Origin of the sequence: Flavobacterium chryseum (genome assembly GCF_004362015.1) — a bacterium.
Classification (GTDB): Bacteria; Bacteroidota; Bacteroidia; order Flavobacteriales; family Flavobacteriaceae; genus Flavobacterium.
This window is the reverse complement of sequence record NZ_SNWW01000008.1, coordinates 108,841-131,791: the sequence shown is the minus strand read 5'-3', so window position 1 is coordinate 131,791 and position 22,951 is coordinate 108,841. Positions and strand designations below refer to the sequence as shown.

The 22,951-nt window shown below is 33.3% G+C and carries 18 protein-coding genes and 3 tRNA genes; 11 read left to right on the top strand and 10 right to left on the bottom strand.

Translation table 11 applies throughout. From position 1 onward, the window contains the following. The first annotated feature begins 53 nt into the window (after positions 1-53). From EV143_RS15925 to EV143_RS15915, 3 genes are all read left to right on the top strand, one after another. Entirely contained in the window at positions 54-1,289 is a 1,236-nt protein-coding gene (locus EV143_RS15925) for a glycoside hydrolase family 27 protein (protein WP_133508931.1), read from the top strand. Positions 1,290-1,299: 10 nt separating this feature from the next. After that, complete coding sequence (locus EV143_RS15920; protein ID WP_133508930.1) at positions 1,300-2,262, top strand: glycoside hydrolase family 5 protein; 963 nt, start codon at positions 1,300-1,302, stop codon at positions 2,260-2,262. A 588-nt stretch (positions 2,263-2,850) separates the two neighbouring features. Next, on the top strand, positions 2,851-3,942 hold the full coding sequence (locus EV143_RS15915) for an outer membrane beta-barrel protein (protein WP_133508929.1): 1,092 nt from the start codon (positions 2,851-2,853) through the stop codon (positions 3,940-3,942). Between the two features lie 308 nt (positions 3,943-4,250). On the opposite strand, the gene EV143_RS15910 is transcribed toward EV143_RS15915, so the two are convergent. From EV143_RS15910 to EV143_RS21685, 5 genes are all read right to left on the bottom strand, one after another. Then, positions 4,251-5,156, bottom strand: a complete 906-nt coding sequence (locus EV143_RS15910) for an N-acetylmuramoyl-L-alanine amidase (protein WP_133508928.1) — start codon at positions 5,154-5,156, stop codon at positions 4,251-4,253. A gap of 32 nt (positions 5,157-5,188) precedes the next feature. Beyond that, positions 5,189-5,731: a hypothetical protein gene (locus tag EV143_RS15905; protein WP_133508927.1), complete on the bottom strand. Its 543-nt coding sequence runs from the start codon at positions 5,729-5,731 to the stop codon at positions 5,189-5,191. A gap of 42 nt (positions 5,732-5,773) precedes the next feature. Next, positions 5,774-7,087 (bottom strand): 30S ribosomal protein S12 methylthiotransferase RimO, encoded by a 1,314-nt coding sequence (gene rimO, locus EV143_RS15900; RefSeq protein ID WP_133508926.1) that lies wholly within the window; start codon positions 7,085-7,087, stop codon positions 5,774-5,776. Between the two features lie 214 nt (positions 7,088-7,301). Further along, on the bottom strand, positions 7,302-8,807 hold the full coding sequence (locus tag EV143_RS15895; protein ID WP_133508925.1) for an OmpP1/FadL family transporter: 1,506 nt from the start codon (positions 8,805-8,807) through the stop codon (positions 7,302-7,304). A gap of 46 nt (positions 8,808-8,853) precedes the next feature. Further along, positions 8,854-9,864 (bottom strand): hypothetical protein, encoded by a 1,011-nt coding sequence (locus EV143_RS21685; RefSeq protein ID WP_208111286.1) that lies wholly within the window; start codon positions 9,862-9,864, stop codon positions 8,854-8,856. Between the two features lie 101 nt (positions 9,865-9,965). Between EV143_RS21685 and proS the strand changes: the two genes are divergently transcribed. The 5 genes from proS to rpsT all read left to right on the top strand — a co-directional run bounded on the left by proS (position 9,966) and on the right by rpsT (position 12,229). Next, a complete protein-coding gene (gene proS, locus EV143_RS15885; RefSeq protein WP_133508924.1) occupies positions 9,966-11,444 on the top strand; it encodes a proline--tRNA ligase in 1,479 nt (492 codons plus the stop codon). 77 nt (positions 11,445-11,521) lie between these two features. Continuing rightward, positions 11,522-11,593, top strand: a tRNA-Glu gene (locus tag EV143_RS15880). 43 nt (positions 11,594-11,636) lie between these two features. Further along, positions 11,637-11,708: transfer RNA gene (locus EV143_RS15875), tRNA-Glu, on the top strand. Positions 11,709-11,750: 42 nt separating this feature from the next. Then, positions 11,751-11,822, top strand: a tRNA-Glu gene (locus tag EV143_RS15870). Positions 11,823-11,977: 155 nt separating this feature from the next. Continuing rightward, positions 11,978-12,229, top strand: a complete 252-nt coding sequence (gene rpsT / locus EV143_RS15865; RefSeq protein WP_056252442.1) for a 30S ribosomal protein S20 — start codon at positions 11,978-11,980, stop codon at positions 12,227-12,229. A 269-nt stretch (positions 12,230-12,498) separates the two neighbouring features. On the opposite strand, the gene EV143_RS15860 is transcribed toward rpsT, so the two are convergent. Then, positions 12,499-12,903 carry a response regulator gene (locus EV143_RS15860; protein WP_133508923.1) on the bottom strand — a complete coding sequence of 135 codons (405 nt, stop codon included), beginning with the start codon at positions 12,901-12,903 and terminating at the stop codon, positions 12,499-12,501. A gap of 6 nt (positions 12,904-12,909) precedes the next feature. Next, entirely contained in the window at positions 12,910-14,622 is a 1,713-nt protein-coding gene (locus tag EV143_RS15855) for a PAS domain-containing sensor histidine kinase (RefSeq protein ID WP_133508922.1), read from the bottom strand. Positions 14,623-14,789: 167 nt separating this feature from the next. Between EV143_RS15855 and typA the strand changes: the two genes are divergently transcribed. Then, positions 14,790-16,586, top strand: coding sequence for a translational GTPase TypA (typA, locus tag EV143_RS15850; RefSeq protein WP_133508921.1), 1,797 nt, complete (start codon positions 14,790-14,792; stop codon positions 16,584-16,586). Between the two features lie 136 nt (positions 16,587-16,722). Here the strand turns inward: typA and EV143_RS15845 are convergent, their stop codons facing one another. From EV143_RS15845 to EV143_RS15835, 3 genes are read right to left on the bottom strand one after another with little or no spacing between them, the layout of a single operon-like run. Then, positions 16,723-19,074, bottom strand: a complete 2,352-nt coding sequence (locus EV143_RS15845) for a T9SS type B sorting domain-containing protein (protein ID WP_133508920.1) — start codon at positions 19,072-19,074, stop codon at positions 16,723-16,725. 15 nt (positions 19,075-19,089) lie between these two features. Beyond that, a complete protein-coding gene (locus EV143_RS15840; protein WP_133508919.1) occupies positions 19,090-19,926 on the bottom strand; it encodes an ABC transporter permease in 837 nt (278 codons plus the stop codon). Positions 19,927-19,928: 2 nt separating this feature from the next. Beyond that, the gene (locus tag EV143_RS15835; RefSeq protein ID WP_133508918.1) at positions 19,929-20,840 is read right to left on the bottom strand and encodes an ABC transporter ATP-binding protein; all 912 of its coding nucleotides are present in this window, start codon (positions 20,838-20,840) and stop codon (positions 19,929-19,931) included. Positions 20,841-20,937: 97 nt separating this feature from the next. Here EV143_RS15835 and EV143_RS15830 point away from each other — a divergent pair, with 97 nt between their 5' ends. Together EV143_RS15830 and EV143_RS15825 are read left to right on the top strand one after the other, a co-directional pair. Then, positions 20,938-21,990, top strand: coding sequence for a hypothetical protein (locus EV143_RS15830; protein ID WP_133508917.1), 1,053 nt, complete (start codon positions 20,938-20,940; stop codon positions 21,988-21,990). Positions 21,991-22,085: 95 nt separating this feature from the next. Next, complete coding sequence (locus EV143_RS15825; RefSeq protein WP_133508916.1) at positions 22,086-22,946, top strand: SdiA-regulated/phytase-like domain-containing protein; 861 nt, start codon at positions 22,086-22,088, stop codon at positions 22,944-22,946. Positions 22,947-22,951: the final 5 nt, after the last annotated feature.

Below are 22,951 nucleotides of genomic sequence, written 5' to 3'. Positions count from 1 at the left end.
ATCCACTCAATTAGGGAATACTTTTTTATAGTATATTTTAAAATGAATTTTTAATGAAAAAGATAATTTTAATACTAACTTTAAGTATTTCCGTTTTTGGATTTAGTCAGGGAAATACACATACCCAGGCTGGAGGAAAGTTTGAAGGTTTGGCGATGACGCCACCAATGGGCTGGAATTCCTGGAATACTTTCGGAACAAGTATCGACGAAAAACTGGTAAAAGAAACTGCAGATATTATGGTTTCTTCAGGAATGGCTGCGGCAGGATATAATTATATTGTTCTCGACGATGGCTGGATGACCAGAGAAAGAGATGTTAATGGAGATTTAGTTCCAGATCCGGTTAAATTTCCTGGCGGAATGAAAGCTATTATCGATTATGTGCATAGTAAAGGTTTAAAGTTTGGTTTGTACAATTGTGCAGGAACGCAAACCTGCGCCGGTTATCCCGGAACGCGAGGCTACGAATATCAGGACGCTCGTTTTTATGCTAAATTAGGAATCGATTTCCTAAAATACGATTGGTGTAACACAAAAGGAATTACAGCTCCCGAAGCTTACACAACGATGAGTAACGCATTAAAAACTGCCGGAAGACCAATAGTTTTTAGTCTTTGCGAATGGGGCGATAATCAACCTTGGGAATGGGGAAAACCAATTGGTAATCTTTGGAGAATTTCAGGAGATATTTATCCTTGTTTTGATTGCGAATTCAAACACGAAGAAGGAAATTGGTCGTCTTGGGGATTTATGAAAATTGTCGAAATGCGAAAAGACATTCGTAAATATTCAGGTCCGGATCATTGGAATGATTTTGATATGATGGAAGTTGGAAATGAGATGAATGATACCGAAGATAAATCGCATTTTTCGATGTGGTGCATGATGGCATCGCCACTTGTTGCCGGAAACGATTTCAGAAAAATGTCTAAAGAAACTCTGGCAATTTTAACCAACAAAGAATTAATCGCCGTTAATCAGGACAAACTGGGAATTCAGGGTTTTAAATATTCTGTCGAAAACGGATTAGAAGTTTGGGTAAAACCTTTATCAGATGGAAATTGGGCCGTAACTTTTTTAAATAGAAGCGATACTGCTAAGAAAATCAATTTCGATTGGAAAAAACAGGTCATTAAAGATGCTGATTTTGGATACGAAGCTGACTTTAGCAAAACAAGTTATAAAGTAAAAGATCTCTGGAAAAATAAAGAAATAGGAAATACTAAAAAGAATTTTGTTGCAGATCTTGCTTCTCACGATGTAATTACACTTCGATTAATTCCTTAACTAAATTATTATGAAATCAAAGAATAGATTATTTTCTATGGGTTTACTACTGCTGTTTTCATTTTTAAATGCACAGGTAAAACATCACGGGCAACTTAGTGTTGTGGGAACTCAATTGGTAGATAAATATAAGGAACCGATTTCTTTAAGAGGAATGAGCTTTGGCTGGCATAGTATGTGGCCGAGATTTTATAATGAAAAAGCGGTTCGCTGGTTAAAAAAAGATTTTAAATGCAATATTGTTCGTGCCGCAATGGGAGTAGAGTTGGGAGAGATGTCTTATATGAAAGAGCCGCAATTTTCAAAACAACGAATAGAAGCAGTTGTAAACGGCGCCATAAAAGCGGATATCTATGTAATTATCGATTGGCACAGTCATAACATTAACCTAAAAGAAGCCAAAGAATTCTTTGCAGAGATGTCAAAAAAGTATGCAAAATATCCCAACATTATATATGAGGTTTTTAATGAACCTGATTACGAGACTTGGCCTGAAGTTAAGGCTTACGCCGAAGAAGTAATTAAAGTTATCAGAGAAAACGATCCTAATAATGTTATTTTGATTGGTTCCCCGCATTGGGATCAGGATGTAAACCTTCCGGCTGCAGATCCTATTAAAGGATATACTAATTTAATGTACACCATGCATTTCTACGCTGCAACGCACCATAAAGAGTTAAGAGACAGAACAGATAAAGCGATAGAAAGCGGTTTACCAATTTTTATTTCTGAATCAGCAGGAATGGAAGCAACAGGAGACGGACCTCTTGATTATAAATCATGGCAAGAATATATAGACTGGATGGAAGCCCGAAAGCTGAGCTGGATAACATGGTCTGTTTCTGATAAAGATGAAACATGTTCCATCTTAAAAAAATCAGCAAAGTCAGAAGGAAAGTGGAAAACAGAAGATTTAAAAGAATCCGGAATCAAAGTTCGGGAATATATAAGAAAGTACAATTCGCACGAATGATGCGAAAATATTAGTTTACAATTAAAGCCTGTTCATTTTTGAGCAGGCTTTTTATTTGTATTCAGTTTTAAAAAGGTTTTATGTGTGGATGTTAATTCTGTTTATGTGGATATTATTTTGTAAGAATTTAGATTAAAATAAAATTTATTTTCTGAATTAAGAGTGTTAACTGGTTTTTTATTTCGTTTTAATTAAAATAATTAATACCCCTATTTTTTATAGGGTGATGTTTGTTTTTTATCTTTTTATAGATTGTTTTTGGTTGTTTGTGTTTTTATTTTTGTTATTTACCCCTGTTTATGTGTTATTTTTGGTGTAAAACCGTTATTGAATTTTCAAAAACAAATCGCTATAAATGTCAAATAACGATTATTGTCAAAATAATTTTTGTAATCCATAATTCTTGCTATAAAACACTAAAAAAATACATTTGAATTCTTGTACTGATACAAAAGTTAATAAATTCGCTAATGAAAATGAAGAGGTTTTAAGGGGGAATAAGAGGTTTTAGAAGTGACTTATAGTATACAAATACATATATAAAAATTTAACTAACCAGAATCAATTAATAACTAAACCAATTAAAACATGAAAAAAGTATGTCACATTTTAGCTGCAATGCTAACCAGCTCTTTTGCTTTTGCCCAAGATGATACTGAAACCGCAGTATCGCCAGCAACCACTTGGGGAGGATCAGCAGATGCTTATTATAAATATGATTTTTCAAAACAAATGAATGGATTAACGAGCTTTACCAACTCACAAGATTCATTCGAATTAGGAATGGCTTCCGTACAAGCAAGCCACACATTTGGCAAAGCTTCTGTTTTCGTCGATTTAGGATTCGGAAAAAGAGCAGGAGAATTTTCATATAATGAAACAACAGATAAAGATATTAACGCAAAATTTTTAATTAAACAATTATTTTTTACTTACCAAATTACGGATAAATTTAAAGTTGTCGCAGGTAGTTTTGGTACACATATCGGATACGAAGTATTAGATGCAATAGGTAACAAAAACTATAGTATGTCTTATGCATTTTCATACGGACCATTCTTTAATACTGGAGTAAAAGCACAATATACTTCAGGGAAATTTACAGCAATGTTGGGTATAACAAATCCAACTGATTTTAAATCAGCAATGGATGCCGGTTCAAGTCAAAAAACGTATATCGGACAAGTAGGTTTTGTTGGTGAAACAGGTAGCGCCTATTTAAACTTTACGACAGGAAGTACAAATCCTACTCCGGGAACTTTAGTTATACCATCTGATGAGAATAAAACACAGTTTGACTTAACGGCTTCAAAAACAATAAGTGATAGTTTCGCACTTGGATTGAATGCTACTTATGCTAAATCTAAAAATGATTTTGACAGTACATTAGACGGAGAATGGTTCGCGATCGTAGGATATGCTAATTACGCATTCAAGCCAACTTTAAGTTTAGCATACAGAATTGAATATTTCGATGCTAAAGATGCTTTAAATCTTGGAACTTTAAATGGTTCTAGTGTATTTGCAAACACAATTTCATTAAATTACAAAGTTGGAAAACTAACAATAATTCCTGAGTTAAGATACGATGCTGCATCAGAAGATATCTTTTTAGATAAAGATACTCTGCCAACAGGAGGATCATTCTACGGATTAATTGCTACAACATACTCTTTCTAGAGATAAAGATTGATATTTTTTTTTTTTGGAGCTGTCGAAACATACTAATGTTTAGGCAGCTTTTTTATTAAGCGTTCTTGTTGTATTAAATTTTAGCTACAGCTTAAAGGATTAAAAGCTTAATTCTTATTGGGTGTTTTTCTTGCCACGAATTCCACTAATTTCCTCTAATTTTGTTATTGTTAAAATCATTAGCTCTGGGTTTCTATTGTGTTATATTGTGTAATTCGTGACAAATTTAAAACACTACAAAAAAAAACGCGTTTCCAAATAGTTAGAAACGCGTTTTATATTTTATTAATTGATGTTTATTGAAGCTGTTTTTTATAAATAGAATAAATAGTATCTATTGTTTTTCGATCTAAAACAGAAGTTGCATCAGTTTGAATATAGTGTAATTTGAAAGCTTGAATTGCTGCCGAAAGATTCTTTGTGTTGTAACCAATAATTCTCAAAGCAGGTTCAATTTTAAAGTCGAAAGGAGCTTCTTCCAGAATTTCATCAGGCCAGATTCCAAAACCTTTCTCAGCTAATGTTTTCCAAGGAAATAAAGCACTTGGATCTTGTTTTCTTCCCGGGGCAATATCAGCATGTCCTAAGAAATTTTGCGTCGGAATATTGTAATCTTTTTTAAGTTTAGTTAAAAGAGCGACTAAACTACCAATTTGAGCTTCTGTAAAAGGTTTAAATCCGTTATTATCAAGTTCAATACCAATTGAGGTTGAATTTAAATCCGTATTTTTCCCCCAGGTTGATGCTCCGGCATGCCATGCTCTTAAATAATCATTTAGCATCTGAACTACTTTTCCATTCTCAGATATCACATAATGAGCGCTCACCTGAGTTTTTGTTTTTGTAAAAGTATTTATAGTTTGCTGAATTGAATCCTGAGCCGTATGATGAATAATAACAAAACTTGGTTTTCTTAAATTGAAATTTACAGTCCCAATCCATTCCGTATTTATGCCATTTTGTAAAGCCGTAGATCCTGTTTTTGATAATGAATCCTTTACAATACCTAATTGTTGTGCATATGTAGTATCAATAACTACAGGTGTAATGCCAGGAATTGGTTGAGGTTCTTTACTTGTAATTTGACCTTCCAGAGTTTTAAGCTGTTGGTCATAAACTTTCTCGGTGCTTTTATAGGGATTTGTAGAGCAAGAAGTAATTATAATTGCTAATACAAAATAACAAAGATGTTTTTTTACCATGGTTATTACATTGTAAGGTTATAGAGAATAACTTATTCTTTAGTTTGTGTTACTTCTGTTCCTTCTTTTATTTCTTTAGAGTCTTTTTCTTTTTTCTTTTTTGATTTCTTTACCTCTTTAAAATTTTCCATGAAATAAGTATATTTTTCAATCTGATCAGGGTTAAGAAAAGCAGTTGCTTTTTTAGTAGTACTTTCTCGCAACGCTTTCATTTGCTCCATTTTCTCATCCTGACTACTGCTTTCATTTTTTAAAAGAATGCCTTGTTCTCTCATACTGTCTGCAAAAACATTCGTAATTGCAATAGCTTGCAATTCATCAAGATTTACTTCTGGTTTCATTTGTTCAACAATTTTGGCAGCTGTTTCTTCAGGTGGAACTTCTTTAGGTTTACTTGTATTACCCTGCGGACCTGCCATCATGCTTCTGTCCATTCCCATTCCGCCGCCTCTTCCGTAGCCGCCACCGCCACCATAACCATTATTGTATCCACCGCCGTTTCCGTATTGAGCAGATGCAAAATTGAAACTTAGTAAGGCGAAAACTAAAATAAATAAAGATTGTATAGGTTTCATAAAGTGGAATTTATCAAAAGTTAACAAATGTATACTGTAAATTTAAGCAGGTTCTCCGTATAAATCAAATTCTGTTGCTTCAATTATCCTTATATTAACAAATTCACCAGTCTTTACATAGTGTTTTGATGCATCTATTAAGACTTCGTTGTCAACATCAGGACTATCAAATTCAGTTCTACCCACAAAATGCGCTCCTTCTTTTCTGTCAATGATGCATTTATATACTTTTCCAATTTTTTCCTGATTCAAATCCCATGAAATTTGCGACTGCAATTCCATGATTTCATTGGCTCTGGCTTGTTTTACATCGTCCGGTACATTATCTTCTAATAAGTATGCATGCGTATTTTCTTCATGAGAATAAGCAAAGCATCCCATTCTGTCAAATTTCATTTCCTGAACAAAATCTTTCAAAATTTCAAAATCTTCCTGAGTTTCTCCTGGATATCCAACAATTAAGGTAGTTCTAATTGCCATTCCGGGAACAGCAGCACGAAAATCTTTCAATAATTGAGTTGTTTTCGCCTGAGTTGTACCACGACGCATCGATTTCAAAATAGAATCTGAAATATGTTGCAACGGAATATCAATATAATTACAAATTTTTGGTTCGCGTTTCATCAATTCCAAAACATCCATCGGGAAACCGGTAGGGTAGGCGTAATGTAAACGAATCCATTCAATACCTTCAACCTTTACCAATGCTTCTAAAAGCTCGGCAAGATTTCTCTTTTTATATAAATCAAGACCGTAATACGTTAAATCCTGAGCAATTAAAATCAATTCTTTAACGCCATTTTTTGCCAAACCTTCAGTTTCTTTAACCAATTTTTCAATTGGCTGAGAAATGTGTCCACCTCTCATTAAAGGAATAGCACAGAAACTGCAAGGTCTGTCGCAGCCTTCTGCAATTTTTAAGTAAGCGTAATTTTTTGGAGTTGTAGTTAAGCGTTCTCCTAATAATTCATGTTTATAGTCTGCACCTAAAGCTTTCAATAATTGAGGCAATTCTGTTGTACCAAAATACTGATCTACATTAGGAATTTCTTTTTCTAAATCTGGTCTGTAACGTTCAGATAGACATCCTGTCACAAAAACTTTATCAACTAAGCCTCTTTCTTTTTTATCAGCGTACTCTAAAATCATGTTTACAGATTCTGCTTTCGCATTATCAATAAAACCGCAAGTGTTGATTACAATAATGTTTCCTTCTTCAGCAGCAGGCGCTTCATGTTGTACTTCTTTGCCATTGGCACGAAGCTGTCCCATAAGCACTTCACTGTCGTACACATTTTTTGAACACCCAAGAGTGATTACGTTAATTTTGTTCTTTTTTAAAGACTTGGTTCTCATACTTTTATAAATTGGAGTGCAAAATTACGCTTTTTTATTCAAACACCACTTGTTTCAGTTTCTTTTAGATGTTTTTTATGAAGCCAATTCCCCTAAACTTCTAAGGATAATTTTAATTTTCTTATATGAATGCCTGAAAATTTAATTTTGTCAAAAAAAAAATCCGTCAAGTAAAAAACCTGACGGAAATTTTCATTCATCTATTTAGTTTTAATTACAATTCAAATAATAAGGTCAAAGAAACATTATTAAGTTTCGATGTAATGTTAGCAGCAGCATTAAATGATTCTGTAGCAAAAAATTTCTGATTAGATTTTCTTTCTAAGTAAGAATACGCTAAATCTATTTTTGTAGCTCCAAAACTATATCCTAATCCTCCGGAATAACTGTTTAAATCTCCAATTGTAGTTTTGTCTTTATAAGGACTTCCTTCAAAGCGATATCCGCCTCGCAGACTTAATCGGTTTATTTTATATTCGGCACCAACTCTTAACTCTCCATTGTTGGTTAATTGATTGCTCATATCATTATTTAATCCTTTAAAACCATTGTCGCTTGTTGGTTTGTATTTTGTATTTGAATAATCTTTAATAGCATAATCAACACTAATCAAACCTGATTTTCCAAATACATACGCAGCACTAAAAGTAACTTTCCCTGGAGTTTGTAATGTATAGGAATCATAAACATTTACGACATTTGGATTAACAGAATAATTAAATCCTTGCCCTCCGCTGGTATCTGTTGATGTATATAAACTTTGAGAAACTTCATCATATAATTCATACCATGTGTTTGATTCGTAGGCTAAACCAAGTCTGAATGCTTCTGTAACTTTGGCAATAGCTCCTAGTTGAAAAGAGAAACCATTTCCGTAAGTATATAAGTCATTATTAAAACGTAAAGTCGAAATAGTCTCTTGAGGTAATAAATCATTGTTATTATCTTCATAAAAGCTGCTAGATCTTCTATAATCGGTAACGTGAACATTTAAATTTGCTCCAAAATATATTCTGTCTTTATAAGAAGTTGCAATATTAAAACTCAATTTACTATTATATCCTCTGGCGTATATTTCATTTTCCTGATAATAGTTTCCACCAGCAGGAACATTAGAATTATACACTGTGTTTTCGTCATCTGGATTAGCCGGTAATATTACTTTTCCTTTAACTCCAAAAGCAGCTTGTTGCTCATAGTAAAATTGATCTCTATATGGAATTTGTGTTATATCTCCCAAGGGTATTCCATTGGCATAATCTAAAAAATAACCGTCAATAGAGTTTGTTGGATTTGTTCCATATGAAAAAGTATTACTATTGAAATTATTAGTGTTTTCATAAGTTGCTCCAATTGCTATTTTTTTCCAATTGTTATTTGGATTTCTGTCATGAAAAACAAAAACACCACCAGCCTGATTTAAGATAAATGAGTTGTCCTTATCGCTAGATCGACCATCAAAATAACTAGAATTGTTTTTAATGTCTTGATTGCTAAGGGTGATTCCAACTTGATTGTTAGAAAAGATAGCAGACCCTGCCGGGTTTACAGACATTGAAGATAAATCTCCACCAACAGCACCAAAGGCGCCACTCATGGCTCTAAATCTTGCAGTTCCTGTTAAATTGTCTTGTGCATATCGTACTGCATCTGAAACTTCTTGAGAATGTGAGACGCTAAAACTTAGTCCTGATATAATTAGGAAGAATATTTTTTTCATTAGGTTTACATTTTAGATGATTGTTTTGATGTGAAAAGGAGAAGAATTATCTTCTTCCTCCACCGCCACCGCCGCCAGATCTCATACCTCCGCCACCGCCGCCGCCAGACGATCTCATGCTTCCGCCACCGCCGCCGTTATAAGAACGAGATGAGCTTGGTGATGAATAACTTCTTGACGAGTTGTTGTTTCCGCCATTGTTATAACTTCTGGTTGTATTTGTATTTCCTGATGATCTTCTGTTAGAATAATCATAACTACCATTATTATAATTTTGAGCAGAACTTCTTCTGTTTGTAAAAGTAGGGCTTGAGCTATTGTAACTTCTTCCGTTTACAGAAGAACTTCTTCTGTAGTCAGAATAGCCATTTTGTCTGTTTGTGTAGCTATTTCTATTTGTGGTATAATTACCTCTGCTAGTGTAGTTTCTACTTGCATATCCTCTGTTGCTGTAGTAATTTCTGTTTGAGGCATAATTTCTTCCACCATAATAAGCGGCAGAACCTCTTCTTCCGTAGCTGTAAGAGTAGTTATTATAACCATATCCATAACCAGGATAGTATCCGGGATAACCCCATCCGTAACCAGGTCCCCAATATCCAGGATAACCCCATTCATAACCAGGGTAACCCCAATATCCACCGTAACCATATCCGTATCCATAATAAGGATATCCGAATCCAAATCCGATTGACCAGCTTGGACTAGAATAAACGTTAACAGCTACATCTGAGTTAGCGCTTCCCCATGCAGGATAAGCGGTAGTAGTAGCCACTTGTGTGCTGTCATTTTCGGCATAATTACCATAAGAATCTACATCTGTAAAAATTTCAGTTGGCTGATTGTCATCCTGTAATGATTTAAAGTAATCCTTATATTGGTTGTTTGTGTTTGTGGTATTTGTTTGCGCATAAGTGTTTGGTCTGTTGCCATAAACTCCGTCATTGTCGTTATACGAAGCATTTTGGTAAGAACCACACGATGCCGCTAGAAAACTCAGTAATCCAATTAAGTAGAAATGAGCTGAATTTTGGCGAAGAGAAATATAAGTTTTCATATCTGTGGTGTTTTTTATTGTTGCACATTACAAAAATAGTTAGTTTTGTGAAACTTTTAAGTTAAAATTATTAAAACAAAATTTGTGCCAAACTATTCAATATGAGTAAGAACCTTACTACGAGATCAGAAGATTATTCTAAATGGTATAACGAACTGGTTGTTAAAGCAGATCTAGCCGAAAATTCAGGGGTTAGAGGGTGTATGGTTATTAAACCATACGGATATGCTATCTGGGAAAAAATGCAGGCAGAGCTTGACAGAATGTTTAAAGAGACAGGACATCAAAATGCTTATTTTCCTTTATTTGTTCCTAAAAGCATGTTTGAAGCTGAGGAAAAAAATGCAGAAGGATTTGCAAAAGAATGTGCTGTTGTAACACATTACAGATTAAAAAATGATCCGGACAGACCCGGAAAATTAATGGTTGATCCAAACGCTAAACTAGAAGAAGAGCTAATTGTTCGACCTACTAGTGAGGCTATTATCTGGTCTACATATAAAGGATGGGTACAATCCTATAGAGATTTACCTTTATTAATCAATCAATGGGCGAATGTCGTTCGTTGGGAAATGCGTACGCGTTTGTTTTTAAGAACGGCAGAGTTTTTATGGCAGGAAGGTCATACTGCGCATGCCACAAAAGCAGAAGCTGTAGAGGAATCTGAAAGAATGATGAATGTTTATGCTGATTTTGCAGAGAACTTCATGGCAATTCCGGTTGTTAAAGGAATAAAAACCGAAACAGAACGTTTCGCAGGTGCTGATGAAACATATTGTATTGAAGCTTTAATGCAGGACGGAAAAGCATTGCAAGCAGGAACGTCTCACTTTTTAGGACAAAATTTTGCAAAAGCTTTTGATGTGAAATTTGCTAACGCAGAAGGAAAACAAGAACACGTGTGGGGAACTTCCTGGGGAGTTTCTACCCGTTTGATGGGAGCTTTGGTAATGACGCATTCTGATGATCAGGGATTGGTATTGCCTCCAAATTTGGCACCAATACAAGTTGTTATTGTTCCTATTTATAAAACAGACGAGCAATTGGCTGAAATTACAACTGCAGTTAACGAGTTAACGGCTAAACTAAAGAAATTGAAAATTTCGGTTAAATATGATGACAGAACGACTCAAAAACCAGGATTCAAGTTTGCTGAATGGGAATTGAAAGGTGTGCCTGTTAGAATTGCTGTTGGACCAAAAGATTTAGAAAACGGAACTTTTGAAGTTGCAAGAAGAGATACTTTGACAAAAGAAGTAGTTTCTGGTGACGGAATCGTAAATTATATAAATGACCTGTTAGAACAGATTCAAATCGATTTATTTAATAAAGCATTAGAGTATCGTAATACTCATATTACTGAAGTGAATAGTTTTGAGGAGTTTAAGGAAGTTTTAGATGGAAAAGCTGGTTTCGTATCCGCACATTGGGATGGTACTGCAGCTACTGAAGAGAAAATAAAAGACTTGACAAAAGCAACAATTCGTTGTATTCCTTTAGATGCTGTAGAAGAGGCGGGAACCTGTGTGTTTACTGGGAATCCTTCTACAAAAAGAGTGTTGTTTGCTAAGGCGTATTAAAAAAAAATAATTTTTTTTGCATCAGGTATTGTACATCTTAAAAATAGTTGTATTTTTGCATCCGCATTAGAGAAGCAGGCCCGTTCGTCTATCGGTTAGGACGCATGGTTTTCATCCATGTAAGAGCGGTTCGATTCCGCTACGGGCTACTACTTTTACTGCGAATTGTTCTTGAAATACTGAGAATTAAATGGCCCGTTCGTCTATCGGTTAGGACGCATGGTTTTCATCCATGTAAGAGCGGTTCGATTCCGCTACGGGCTACAATTTCAATTCATATAATTGAAGAAAACTTAGAACGAGAATGGTCCGTTCGTCTAGGGGTTAGGACTCCAGGCTTTCGTCCTGGTAACAGGGGTTCGATTCCCTTACGGACTACTAAAATTAGTTGTGAATAAGTTTTATAAAATAAAAACTGGTGTCTCGGTTTTTGTTTTATTAGTTAAAACCAAAGTGATTGTTTTGCAATTGTGGGAGGTTTTTCTTTTTTAACTAGTATTCTATAATAATTATTACATCTAAAATTAAAAAAAATGGCAAATCATAAGTCAGCATTAAAAAGAATCAGAAGTAACGAAAAAAGAAGAGTTCTTAACAGATATCAACATAAAACTACTCGTAATGCTATCAAAGCATTAAGAATAGCTACTGATAAATCTGATGCTACTTCAAAATTATCAACTGTAATCTCTATGATTGATAAATTAGCAAAAAAGAACATCATTCATGATAATAAAGCTTCTAACTTGAAGTCTAAATTAACTAAGCATGTTGCTAAATTGTAATTAATTTACAATTTCCTAAAATATAAAAAGTCCTCTTTTAGAGGACTTTTTTTTGTTTTGATATAATTGAAAAAATAAACAAAAATCAATTTTAAAATTCCAATTGAGATATAGACTTGTGCTTAAAAAAAAACAAATTATACCTCTTAATATTGTATAGGATTTGAAATTCTGATGTTATTCTCTTGTTGGGTAAATGAATGTTGTTTCTTTAAATAATATCTAAAGGTTGGAATTTGGAGTTTAAAAGATTGGAATTTATTTCTCGTTTAAATCTCTATTTTCTTTTTTAAATATTCTAACATAGGTTTCGTTATTGGCTTTGAAAGAAAGTCAATGATAATTGGGTACTTTTTGGCCTTCGCAAGATCATCCGGATCAATTGTAGATGATAATACGATAACTTTTGCAGTATTAAATTCAGTGTAATCTTTAGAAGTAAAGTGGTCCAGAAATTCCCAGCCACCCATAATAGGCATGTTTAAATCTAAAAAAATCAGTTCTGGTTTGCTTACTTTATTTTTGTTGTATTTTAAAGTGTTGAAATGGTGTAATGCCTCTTCGCCGTTTTGTGCTGTGATAATTTCTTTGGAAAATGATGATTTTGAAATTACTTTCTTGCATAACATTAATGAGATCGGATCATCATCAATGCATAAAATTTGCTCGAGCATATAAGTTTAATTTTTAAATGTTATTGTGAAAGTGGTTCCCTTGTTAACTTCACTTTCTATACTTATGGTTCCGCCCATGGTTTCTACCTGCGATTTTACAAGATATAATCCTAGTCCTTTGCTGTCTGGATAATTGTGAAATCTTTGATATAGTCCAAAGACCTTGTCACCATTTCTTTCTAAATCAATTCCAATTCCGTTGTCTTTAAAAGTCAAAATAGCTTTGTGGTCAATTTGTTCCGCAGTAATAGCTATTTTTAATTTTCTATTCTCTGATTTGTATTTTATAGAATTGGTGAGCAAATTAAGTAAAATACTTTCTATATAAGCTTTATTTGTAATTAATATTGGTACTCTGTCAAACTTTAACTTAATGATTGGTTTGTGTAGTTCTATTTGAAAAGATAATTGACTAAATACATTTTCGAATACTTCTTTTAAAGAAACTTCCTCTTTTTGCATCGAAGGATTATCTTTAATGATAATGACCTTTACTAAATCGTTGATGGTTTCGTTTAATAAATGGGTTGATTTGCTGAAGCCGGTCAGGATTTCCTCGAGTTCAGGATTTTCAATCGGAATATCTTCGATAAGGTTCAAAAGGCCAATTAAGTTCGATAATGGCGCTCTCAGATTGTGGGAAGTAATGTATGAAAATTGTTTTAAATCTTTATTGTTTTGGGTCAGTTCACGAATAAGATGTTCTTTTTCTGTTTCGAGTTTTTTCTCATCAGTAATATCTCTTTGAATAGAAATCCAATGCGAAATTAAACCTTCATTATTAAAAATTGGAATCATAGAAAACCGAACCCAATATTCTTCTTTTTGCTTGGTGTAACTTATAGTTTCGATCAAACATTCTTCTTCGTTTTTAATGGCGCTTAAAAGCTTTTTTAGTTCATCAGAATCTGAATTTGGCCCTTTATTGAAAATGTTTGTTGACTTTCCTATAATTTCCTTCGGAAGATATCCGGACATTAGTGAAAAAGCAGGATTTACGTATACTATTTTAGGAATTCTTCCACTTGCTGAATTTGCTTCTGTAATTAATATAGAATCTTTAGATTGCGTAATTACCGTTTCTAAAAGTTTTAAGCGCTGTTCTTCTTCTTTTTGTTTGGTGATATCCTGAATGGCTCCAATCATTCTGATGGCTCTTCCGTTTTCGTCTTTTAATAAAAAACCTCTGTCAAGAACATATTTATAAGTTCCGTCTGCACATCTAAAACGATATTGATCTTGCCATTTTTCGGTTTTTTGCTCAATAAAGGAATACAGTTTAATAGACATTCGAATGCTGTCTTCGGGATGAATTTTGTCAAACCACCATTTTGAGGTTTTTCCGACTTCTTCTTGTTTATACCCAAAAACAATTTCAATTCCTTTATTCCAATTAATGCTGTCTTCCTGAATTTTCCAGTCCCAAATGGTATCGCTTGTTGCTTTTGCTACAATATCATATTTTTCATTTGATTCTTTGATTTCTTCATTTGTACTTTTTAATTTTTCAAAAACAGAAATATTTTTGCTTTCATTTTTAGAAAGTATGTATTTGAAAATAAGACCGGTAATTAAGATGAAAAGGATGTCTTTAAGGATGAAAAAGTAAAAATATTCTTTTGAAGAAATAAAACTAGTTAGCAACTTATGACAGATAATTGCCATAAATAACGAAATAATAATATAAACCAGAATAATTTGGAGAGTTTTACTTTTCATCACTCAAATATAATTAAATTAACCACAATTAAACAAAAATGCGGTTCCATTTTGACCCTAAAATTTACATAGAACGCCGAACTAATTACTTGGAGATACGCAAACTATCAAAGAAACGTTTTTTATATCAAAATAAAGTGTACCTTTGCACCCATTAAAAATCTCAGATGGAATCTATTAGAAATATTGCAATTATTGCCCACGTCGATCACGGTAAAACCACTTTGGTTGATAAAATTATGTATCACTGTCAATTATTTCGTGACAACGAAAATACAGGTGATTTAATTCTTGATAATAACGATTTAGAGCGTGAGAGAGGTATTACTATTACTTCTAAAAACGTATCAGTTCAATATAAAGGAACAAAGATCAATATTATTGATACTCCAGGCCACGCGGATTTTGGAGGTGAAGTAGAACGTGTATTAAACATGGCCGATGGTGTATGTTTGCTAGTTGATGCTTTTGAAGGTCCAATGCCACAAACTCGTTTTGTATTACAAAAAGCGATTGACTTAGGTTTGAAACCTTGTGTAGTTATCAATAAAGTTGATAAAGAAAACTGTACTCCTGAAGAAGTTCATGAAAAAGTTTTTGATTTAATGTTTGAATTAGGTGCTGAAGAATGGCAGTTGGATTTTCCAACAGTTTATGGTTCTGCTAAAAATAACTGGATGTCTGATCATTGGGAAAACGTAACTGATAATGTTGAAGCATTATTGGATATGGTTGTTGAAAATGTACCAGCTCCTAAAGTTTCTGAAGGAACACCACAAATGTTGATTACTTCTTTAGATTTCTCAGCTTTTACAGGTCGTATCGCTATTGGTCGTCTTGAAAGAGGAGTTCTTAGAGAAGGTATGCCAATTTCATTAGTAAAAAGAGATGGTACGATATCTAAATCTCGTATCAAAGAACTTCATACTTTTGAAGGACTTGGTCGTAAAAAAGTACAAGAAGTTATTGCTGGAGATATTTGTGCAATCATTGGAGTTGAAGGTTTTGAAATTGGTGATACTATTGCTGATCATGAAAATCCGGAAGGTCTAAAAACGATTGATATCGATGAGCCTACAATGAGTATGTTGTTTACAATTAACGACTCTCCTTTCTTTGGTAAAGAGGGTAAATTTGTAACTTCTCGTCATATTAGAGAAAGATTGACAAAAGAATTAGAGAAAAACTTAGCGATGAAGTTAGGTGAAACTGATTCTGCTGATAAATTCATGGTTTTTGGTCGTGGAGTACTTCACTTATCTGTTCTTATTGAAACAATGAGAAGAGAAGGTTACGAATTACAAATTGGTCAGCCACAGGTTATCATCAAAGAAATTGATGGTAAAAAATGTGAGCCAATTGAGGAATTGACAATCGATTTACCAGAATCACTTTCAGGTAGAGCGGTAGAGTTCGTTACTATGCGTAAAGGTGAAATGCTAAGTATGGAAACTAAAGGGGAGCGTATGATTGTAAAATTTAATATTCCATCACGTGGAATTATTGGATTGCGTAACCAATTGCTTACTGCAACAGCAGGTGAGGCTATTATGGCACACCGTTTTATTGGATATGAGCCTTACAAAGGTGAAATTGCCGGACGTAACAAAGGTTCATTGATTTCTATGGAAAAAGGAAAAGCTATTCCTTATTCTATCGATAAATTGCAAGATCGTGGTAAGTTTTTTGTTGAACCAAATGCCGAAATCTACGAAGGTCAGGTTATTGGAGAAAACTCTCGTGGTGATGATATGTGTGTAAACGTAACGAAAGAGAAAAAACAATCTAACGTTCGTTCATCTGGAAATGATGAAAAAGCAAGAATCATTCCTCCAATTATTTTCTCATTAGAAGAAGCTTTAGAATACATTCAAAAAGATGAATATGTAGAGGTAACTCCAAAATCTATTCGTTTAAGAAAAATTTATTTGACAGAAACTGATAGAAAAAGATTTAAAATCTAATAAATTTAAATTTCAATATAAAAAACCCAAATTCCAATTATCGGAGTTTGGGTTTTTATTTTATATGAAATTTTCAGGTTCAGTCCCGAGGCTTCAGGAGGAATTTGGAATTTAAAAATTGGAATTTCTTTTACTTTTATCTCTTTAAACTAAAATGCCCTTTAATTTTTTTACCATCAACAAAGATTAAATCAAACCAATAATCATCTGAGGGTAAATTTTGTCCGTTAAATATTCCGTTCCAGCCAGAACTGTTTTGATTCATTTCTTTTAAAAATTTGCCATAGCGGTCAAAAATATGAATGGTATAATCTGGAAGTAAGTTAGAATCTTCAATAACCCATAGATCATTATATCCGTCTCCATTTGGAGTAAAAAATCTTGGATAATCTAAAACATAAACTGTAAATGAGTTTGATAATCCGCAACCGTTTTTATCTCTGGTAGTAGCATAATAAGTTCCCGGAGCTACTCTGGTAAATAATGGTTCGTTTTGAAACGTAGAACTGTTTAGTGAAAATTCGTAGTTTCCTGCGCCCGTATATTCTATTAAAACAGAATTTTCGTTTCCTGAAAAATCATTTATAACAGCGTTTGTTATTGTTGCAGGTTCAGATAAAATAACTTTAAAAGTTTTTGTTTTTTCGCATCCATTAATATCTTTTACTGTTACTGAATAATTTCCAGGAGTGCTAACTACTAAAGAATTTGAATTGTCTGTAGCTGAAGTATTCCATGAGTAACTGCTAAAACCCGTATCTACACTTAATGTTACCTGATCATCTTTGCATAAAAACACAGATTCATCTTCAAAATTTGGCGGATCAAAAGTATTTACAACAAGTTTAACCGGTACGACATCATAACAATCTGGACCATTGACAACTCGTGCATAAATGGTTTGATTAAAGGCTGTTGTATTATTGAAAATATTTGGTAACGGATTTGTTTCTGTTAAAGCATTATTGGCTGTTAAATAATAAATCGCAGTCAGGCCGCTTGGAAGGCCTGTGGTAATTTGCGGAGTCACTTCTGTATCTAAGTTAAAATGATATAATCCGTCCTGAATATCATCTCCATCGCAAGTGTTTATCGGGTTTGGGTCTGCAATTGGCGTATTGGCAATTTGTAAAGTTACTTTGGCTATTTTAAAGCATCCAAATGCATTTTCGAGTCGTGCATATACAATCTGAGGATTGCTTTTATTAATGTAGTTTCCAGGTGTTGCAATTCGATTGGTTTTGCTTTGGGCATTGGCTGCTGTTTCATAGTATCCTTCATTAGCAATGTTTGCAACATTATTTTTTACGATGTTATTTACTTTATTCAAATCAAAAATTGAAATTCCGTCTGTATTATCATCGCATTGTAAAAGTGAAGTATCTGTAGATAGAATTTCCGGAGCATATTCTACTTTAATTTCTCCTGATAATATACATGCTGTTCCTTTTACAGTTGCTTCAACTTTGTAAGTTCCGGCTTCTGTCACTTCAAAAGTTGAATTTGTGCTTAGTGTGACGGCAGGATTATCTTTTTTATACCATTTAAACATATAATCGGCCGCTGCTAATTTGCTGTCTAAAGAAATTTTCTCTCCAAAACAAGCAGGATTATTAGTTGCAATTGTACGATCTTCTCCAAGGGCAATTTTAGAAGCAAAACTTCCGGCTTCCAAGAAAATTGCTGAACTTTGGTATCTAACATCTGCATCGCCGATTACCAGTTTTACATGATATTTTTTTCCTGCAGTTACGGTACTTTGGGCAGTCATAACAACCGTTTGTCCGGCATAATTTACGGGACTGGTATTGGTATTTACACCATTAAAATAACTTACGTTTGAAGATTCGCAACCTGTATAAGAAATACCGCCAGGTCTTGTTCCGGGTTCAATTTTCGGACGAATATTTATAGAAGAAACCGGTGTAGTGGTGTTGGGTAATACGGCTAAATTTTTATAAGGATCAACAGTTCCGGCTTCTTTGATTAAAAAAGCAAATCCATCAGAATATTGACACGGATAATTATACTGATATTCATTTGAAGCAAAAATATAATTAAAACTCAACGCATTCGTGTAAGCAATAAAATCAAATTCTAATACCGTTGTATTTAGAGAATTAATGCCAAGTATTTCGTCAAGATCGGTATCACGACCCCATTGAGGACTGTCAGCGGCACCTTCGTTCACGTCACTAACAAAAGGCCCAACCGCACTTTGCGCTGTCGATGTTACTAATACTATTCCTTCACTAAAAGGAAAACTGCTTGCGTTGCTATTAAAATAAGCAAAACTTTGCTTCCCCGGCCTAAAAGTATCTCCACTTCCTGTAGAATTAGATGCCGCAGCACAAGAACTATTTATCAATATATTTTCAATAAGCTGCTGCGGTGTTTTTGTATCATCAATAGTTATAAATTGCGCAGTAACCTTTGCAGGCAGGCAACAAATAAATAAGAGGATAATAAAACTTTTAAAATAATTCATAGTAAAACAAATATACTACAAATCTCTATTTTTTAATAATTTGTAAGAAAAATAAACAAATAAAAACGTCCAAACCAAAACAATAAAAATAGAAAGATAATGAACACCATAATCTTTTGTATTTTCAACACCTATTTGAGTTCCAATGGTTTTGATTATCGATAATCTTGAAAATGGTTCAATAATTAAATTCGACATAGATTCTAATGGAAGAAATTGCGTAATATAGTTTCCTTTATCGCTTTCCGGAAAAATCTGAAAAACTAAAAGTCCCTTTATAATCGATTCAATAATGCTCCAAACCAAAAGAAAACCTAAGGCAAAAGCAGAACGTTTTACAAAAATTCCTAAGAATAAACAGAATGAAAAGAAGCCTGTTAACTTTACAAAAAAGGCTAAAATATAATCTAAATCCATGAAAATGATATCAGCTTCTGTGTAAGACGAAAAGCTTAATCCAAGAAGTAAACTCATTACAAAAACAAAAATGGTAGAACATAATGCAAAAAGTACAACCGTTAAGAATTTGGATAGAATGAATTCTTTTTTGCTTAAACCATCAATTAAATTTTGCTTTAAAGTGCCATAACTATATTCGTTGGCCATCATAGATACGATAACAATTGCAAGAAAAAATTTAAGCCAGGCCGCAACATAAGTATTGAAATGCCAGATAAATGGAAAATTAAAAATTCCCATTTCTGCCGCATGAAATTTAAAAGGTCCAATATTAAATTTTATCGATGCAATTAAGGCAATGAAAGAAAGTAAAATAAAATAAGTTAAAGTAAGAACCCGACTGGCTTTGTTTTTCCAGATTTTTTGTAATTCTATAGATATAAGTCTGTTCATGATTAGTTAGTTTTGGTAGTGGCGTTTTTGGTTAATTCTAAAAATTGTGCTTCTAAACTATTTTTACGTTTTACTAAATGGCTCAAAACAATATTTTTAGTAAATAAAAATGAATTTAGTTCCGAAGCTGATAAATCTGATTTCAGATAAACCAAAATTTTGCCTTCTTCTTCAGCAATTCGATCAACGCTTGGATGCTCTTGTAAAACTGATTTTAAAGCTAAATTATCATTGGCCTGAACTTCAAAAAAACCTTCGTTAGCAGACATTTCATCAACTGAACCTGAATATAAAATTTCGCCTCTTCGCAAAACAATAACATGCGAGCATACTTTTTCGACTTCATCTAATAAATGTGAAGCCAATAAAATTGTAGTTCCCTGCGAAGCAATTTTTTTAATGATATCTCTAATTTGGTGAATTCCCTGCGGATCTAAACCATTTGTTGGCTCATCCAGAATAAGAATTTCGGGATCGTTTAAAAGTGCCGAAGCAATTGCCAAACGCTGTTTCATTCCCAACGAGAAAGTACTGAATTTGCTGTTTTTTCTTTCGGTTAAACCTACTAAATCAAGCTTTTCATTTATTTTAGAATAATTAATGCTTTTTATTTTGCAGACTAATTTCAGGTTTTCTTCTGCCGTCATGTACGGGTAAAAGTTGGGTCTTTCTATAATCGCGCCAACTTTTTTCAAAGCTTCATGCGTTTGAATTTGGCCGTTAAACCAGCGATATTCGCCAGAAGTGCGGTTTACAACATTCAGCACAATTCCTAAAGTGGTCGATTTTCCGCTTCCGTTTGGTCCTAGAATTCCGTAAACGCGGCCTTTTAGTATTTCAAAAGATACATTTTTTAAGGCCTGAATGCGCCCGTATCTTTTGCTGAGATTTTCAATGGTAAGTATGGTTTCCAAATTTATTTCGGTTTTAGTTTTAAGTATGACGATTCAACTTCTATATTGTTACGCTAAATTTTATTTAATGTAAATTTGTAATAAAGATATTCAAAAAATGAGTGAACCTTTAATGGTTTTAAAAAAACCATCATATCCTTTAACGCAATCACTTTTAAGCTATTTAGAACGATACGAACGAATTTCGAAAGTATCTGTGTTCTACGATGACTTATTGCGCTTTTCGGGGTCTGTAAATGTCTACGATAAAAATGAAACCGATACTTTATGGATTCGGGTTTATTACAGCGAATTCGAAAGAAATGAAATCGATTTGAATCTGAAGAAAATATATTCGCTTTTGCATTCTGATGGAAACAGCGAGATTATTCAGTTTTTAAATATTGATGCTATCGATTATTGTACTTTCGGAAACTCAAAACCTTTCCGAATTAAAGTCCGAAACATTCTCAATGATAATTATGTTCATTTTTATATTAAAAAAGCAGATGCTTCGAGAATTTACGGTTTAGAATTAGAAGATATTCTATCGCCGGATAAAATCAACTTTTTGGTTTATAAAGATACTTTGATAGAAGAGCATATTATTGGCATTCCGGGCGATGTTTTTATGGATACTTTATTGGACAATTGTACCGAAATGGAAAAATCACAAATTGCAAAAGAGTTTGTGAAGTTTAACGAACGTTGTATGATCAGGCTTTTAGGCGATATGCGGGCTTATAATTATGTAATCGTACCAATTCATGATTTTGATCAGGTTGTGTATAAAATTCGCCCTATTGATTTTGATCAGCAATGCTATGAAGGTAATTTTAAAGTTTATCGTCCGCAGTTTTTTAAAGAAAATTATCCGATGATAAAACTCATTAAAGAGAAATTAGAGGAACGTTCGATTATTCAATATAAAGATGAAGAAAGAGCCATTTTGGCCAAACGGATTCACTCTGCCGAAAACAGAATCAAAAAGTTATTGGGCATTATGTGTCATGATACGATTTCGACAGACGAGCATCTCAATCAACTAAAAATGGAATTGTACCGTTATACCAATGATATGAAATTTAAAAATGCCAGATCGATGGGACACATTATGTTTGCGGCTTTTGAATTTATCACGCGTAATTTTAAAAACACAAATTTAATTTAAAAGAGTTAAACCATATAAGTGATATAAGTTCATAAAGTCAAACTTCTTAAATTAACTTATGTGACTTATATGGTTTTAAAAAAAAATATAATTTTATGAAAAAGTCTTTTTTAGTAGCAACTTCTATTGCTTTATTAGCTTGCCAGCAACAATCAAATGATGATTTAAAAGAACTTTATTCTCTGCCAAAAAAGTTGAAGGAAGTCTCGGGAATAGCTTATTTTCCAGAAACTCATTTGATTTATACAATCGAAGACAGCGGCAACAAAAATGCAATTTATGCCCTTAATTCAGATGGGAAATTAGCTAAAACCATAACAGTTAGCAATGCTGCAAATGTTGATTGGGAAGATATTACCAAAGACAAAAACGGGAATATTTATATTGGTGATTTTGGAAATAACGACAACGAACGAAGAGATTTGTGCATTTATAAAGTGGCCAAAAATCAGTTGAATAAAGATGTTGCTTCCGCCGAATATAAAGTTTCGTTTTCATACCCGGAACAGACGGCATTTCCTCCAAAGAAAAAAGAAATGTTTTATGATGTTGAAGGTTTTTTTGAACAAGGAGGTTATTTTTATCTTTTCACCAAAAACCGAAGCAAAAACTTTGACGGAACTGCTTTTATCTACAAAATTAAAAATGCGAAGGGAACTCAAAAAGCAGTTAAAATAGGAGAGTTTAAAACTTGTGACAATTACAATCATTGTGTTTTAACAAGTGCTACAATTAGTCCCGATGGAAAAAAAGTAGTTGTGTTAAGCCACGATAAAATAGTTTTGTTTAAAAATTTCAAAGGAGATTTATTTCACAAAGGAACCCAAACAGAAATAAAACTAAACAACTTTTCTCAAAAAGAAGCCATAGTTTTTAAAGACAATAATACTCTATTCATCGCCGACGAAAAAACAAACAAAGTGGGGGGTAAGATGTATGAGTTTAAGTTAAAGTAATTTTT

What these genes read in the sequence shown, in the direction of transcription:
- EV143_RS15925 (WP_133508931.1), top strand. Translation starts at nt 54, where the DNA reads ATGAAAAAGATAATTTTAATACTAACTTTAAGTATTTCCGTTTTTGGA.
- EV143_RS15920 (WP_133508930.1), top strand. Translation starts at nt 1,300, where the DNA reads ATGAAATCAAAGAATAGATTATTTTCTATGGGTTTACTACTGCTGTTT.
- EV143_RS15915 (WP_133508929.1), top strand. Translation starts at nt 2,851, where the DNA reads ATGAAAAAAGTATGTCACATTTTAGCTGCAATGCTAACCAGCTCTTTT.
- EV143_RS15910 (WP_133508928.1), bottom strand. Translation starts at nt 5,156, where the DNA reads ATGGTAAAAAAACATCTTTGTTATTTTGTATTAGCAATTATAATTACT.
- EV143_RS15905 (WP_133508927.1), bottom strand. Translation starts at nt 5,731, where the DNA reads ATGAAACCTATACAATCTTTATTTATTTTAGTTTTCGCCTTACTAAGT.
- rimO (WP_133508926.1), bottom strand. Translation starts at nt 7,087, where the DNA reads ATGAGAACCAAGTCTTTAAAAAAGAACAAAATTAACGTAATCACTCTT.
- EV143_RS15895 (WP_133508925.1), bottom strand. Translation starts at nt 8,807, where the DNA reads ATGAAAAAAATATTCTTCCTAATTATATCAGGACTAAGTTTTAGCGTC.
- EV143_RS21685 (WP_208111286.1), bottom strand. Translation starts at nt 9,864, where the DNA reads ATGAAAACTTATATTTCTCTTCGCCAAAATTCAGCTCATTTCTACTTA.
- proS (WP_133508924.1), top strand. Translation starts at nt 9,966, where the DNA reads ATGAGTAAGAACCTTACTACGAGATCAGAAGATTATTCTAAATGGTAT.
- rpsT (WP_056252442.1), top strand. Translation starts at nt 11,978, where the DNA reads ATGGCAAATCATAAGTCAGCATTAAAAAGAATCAGAAGTAACGAAAAA.
- EV143_RS15860 (WP_133508923.1), bottom strand. Translation starts at nt 12,903, where the DNA reads ATGCTCGAGCAAATTTTATGCATTGATGATGATCCGATCTCATTAATG.
- EV143_RS15855 (WP_133508922.1), bottom strand. Translation starts at nt 14,622, where the DNA reads ATGAAAAGTAAAACTCTCCAAATTATTCTGGTTTATATTATTATTTCG.
- typA (WP_133508921.1), top strand. Translation starts at nt 14,790, where the DNA reads ATGGAATCTATTAGAAATATTGCAATTATTGCCCACGTCGATCACGGT.
- EV143_RS15845 (WP_133508920.1), bottom strand. Translation starts at nt 19,074, where the DNA reads ATGAATTATTTTAAAAGTTTTATTATCCTCTTATTTATTTGTTGCCTG.
- EV143_RS15840 (WP_133508919.1), bottom strand. Translation starts at nt 19,926, where the DNA reads ATGAACAGACTTATATCTATAGAATTACAAAAAATCTGGAAAAACAAA.
- EV143_RS15830 (WP_133508917.1), top strand. Translation starts at nt 20,938, where the DNA reads ATGAGTGAACCTTTAATGGTTTTAAAAAAACCATCATATCCTTTAACG.
- EV143_RS15825 (WP_133508916.1), top strand. Translation starts at nt 22,086, where the DNA reads ATGAAAAAGTCTTTTTTAGTAGCAACTTCTATTGCTTTATTAGCTTGC.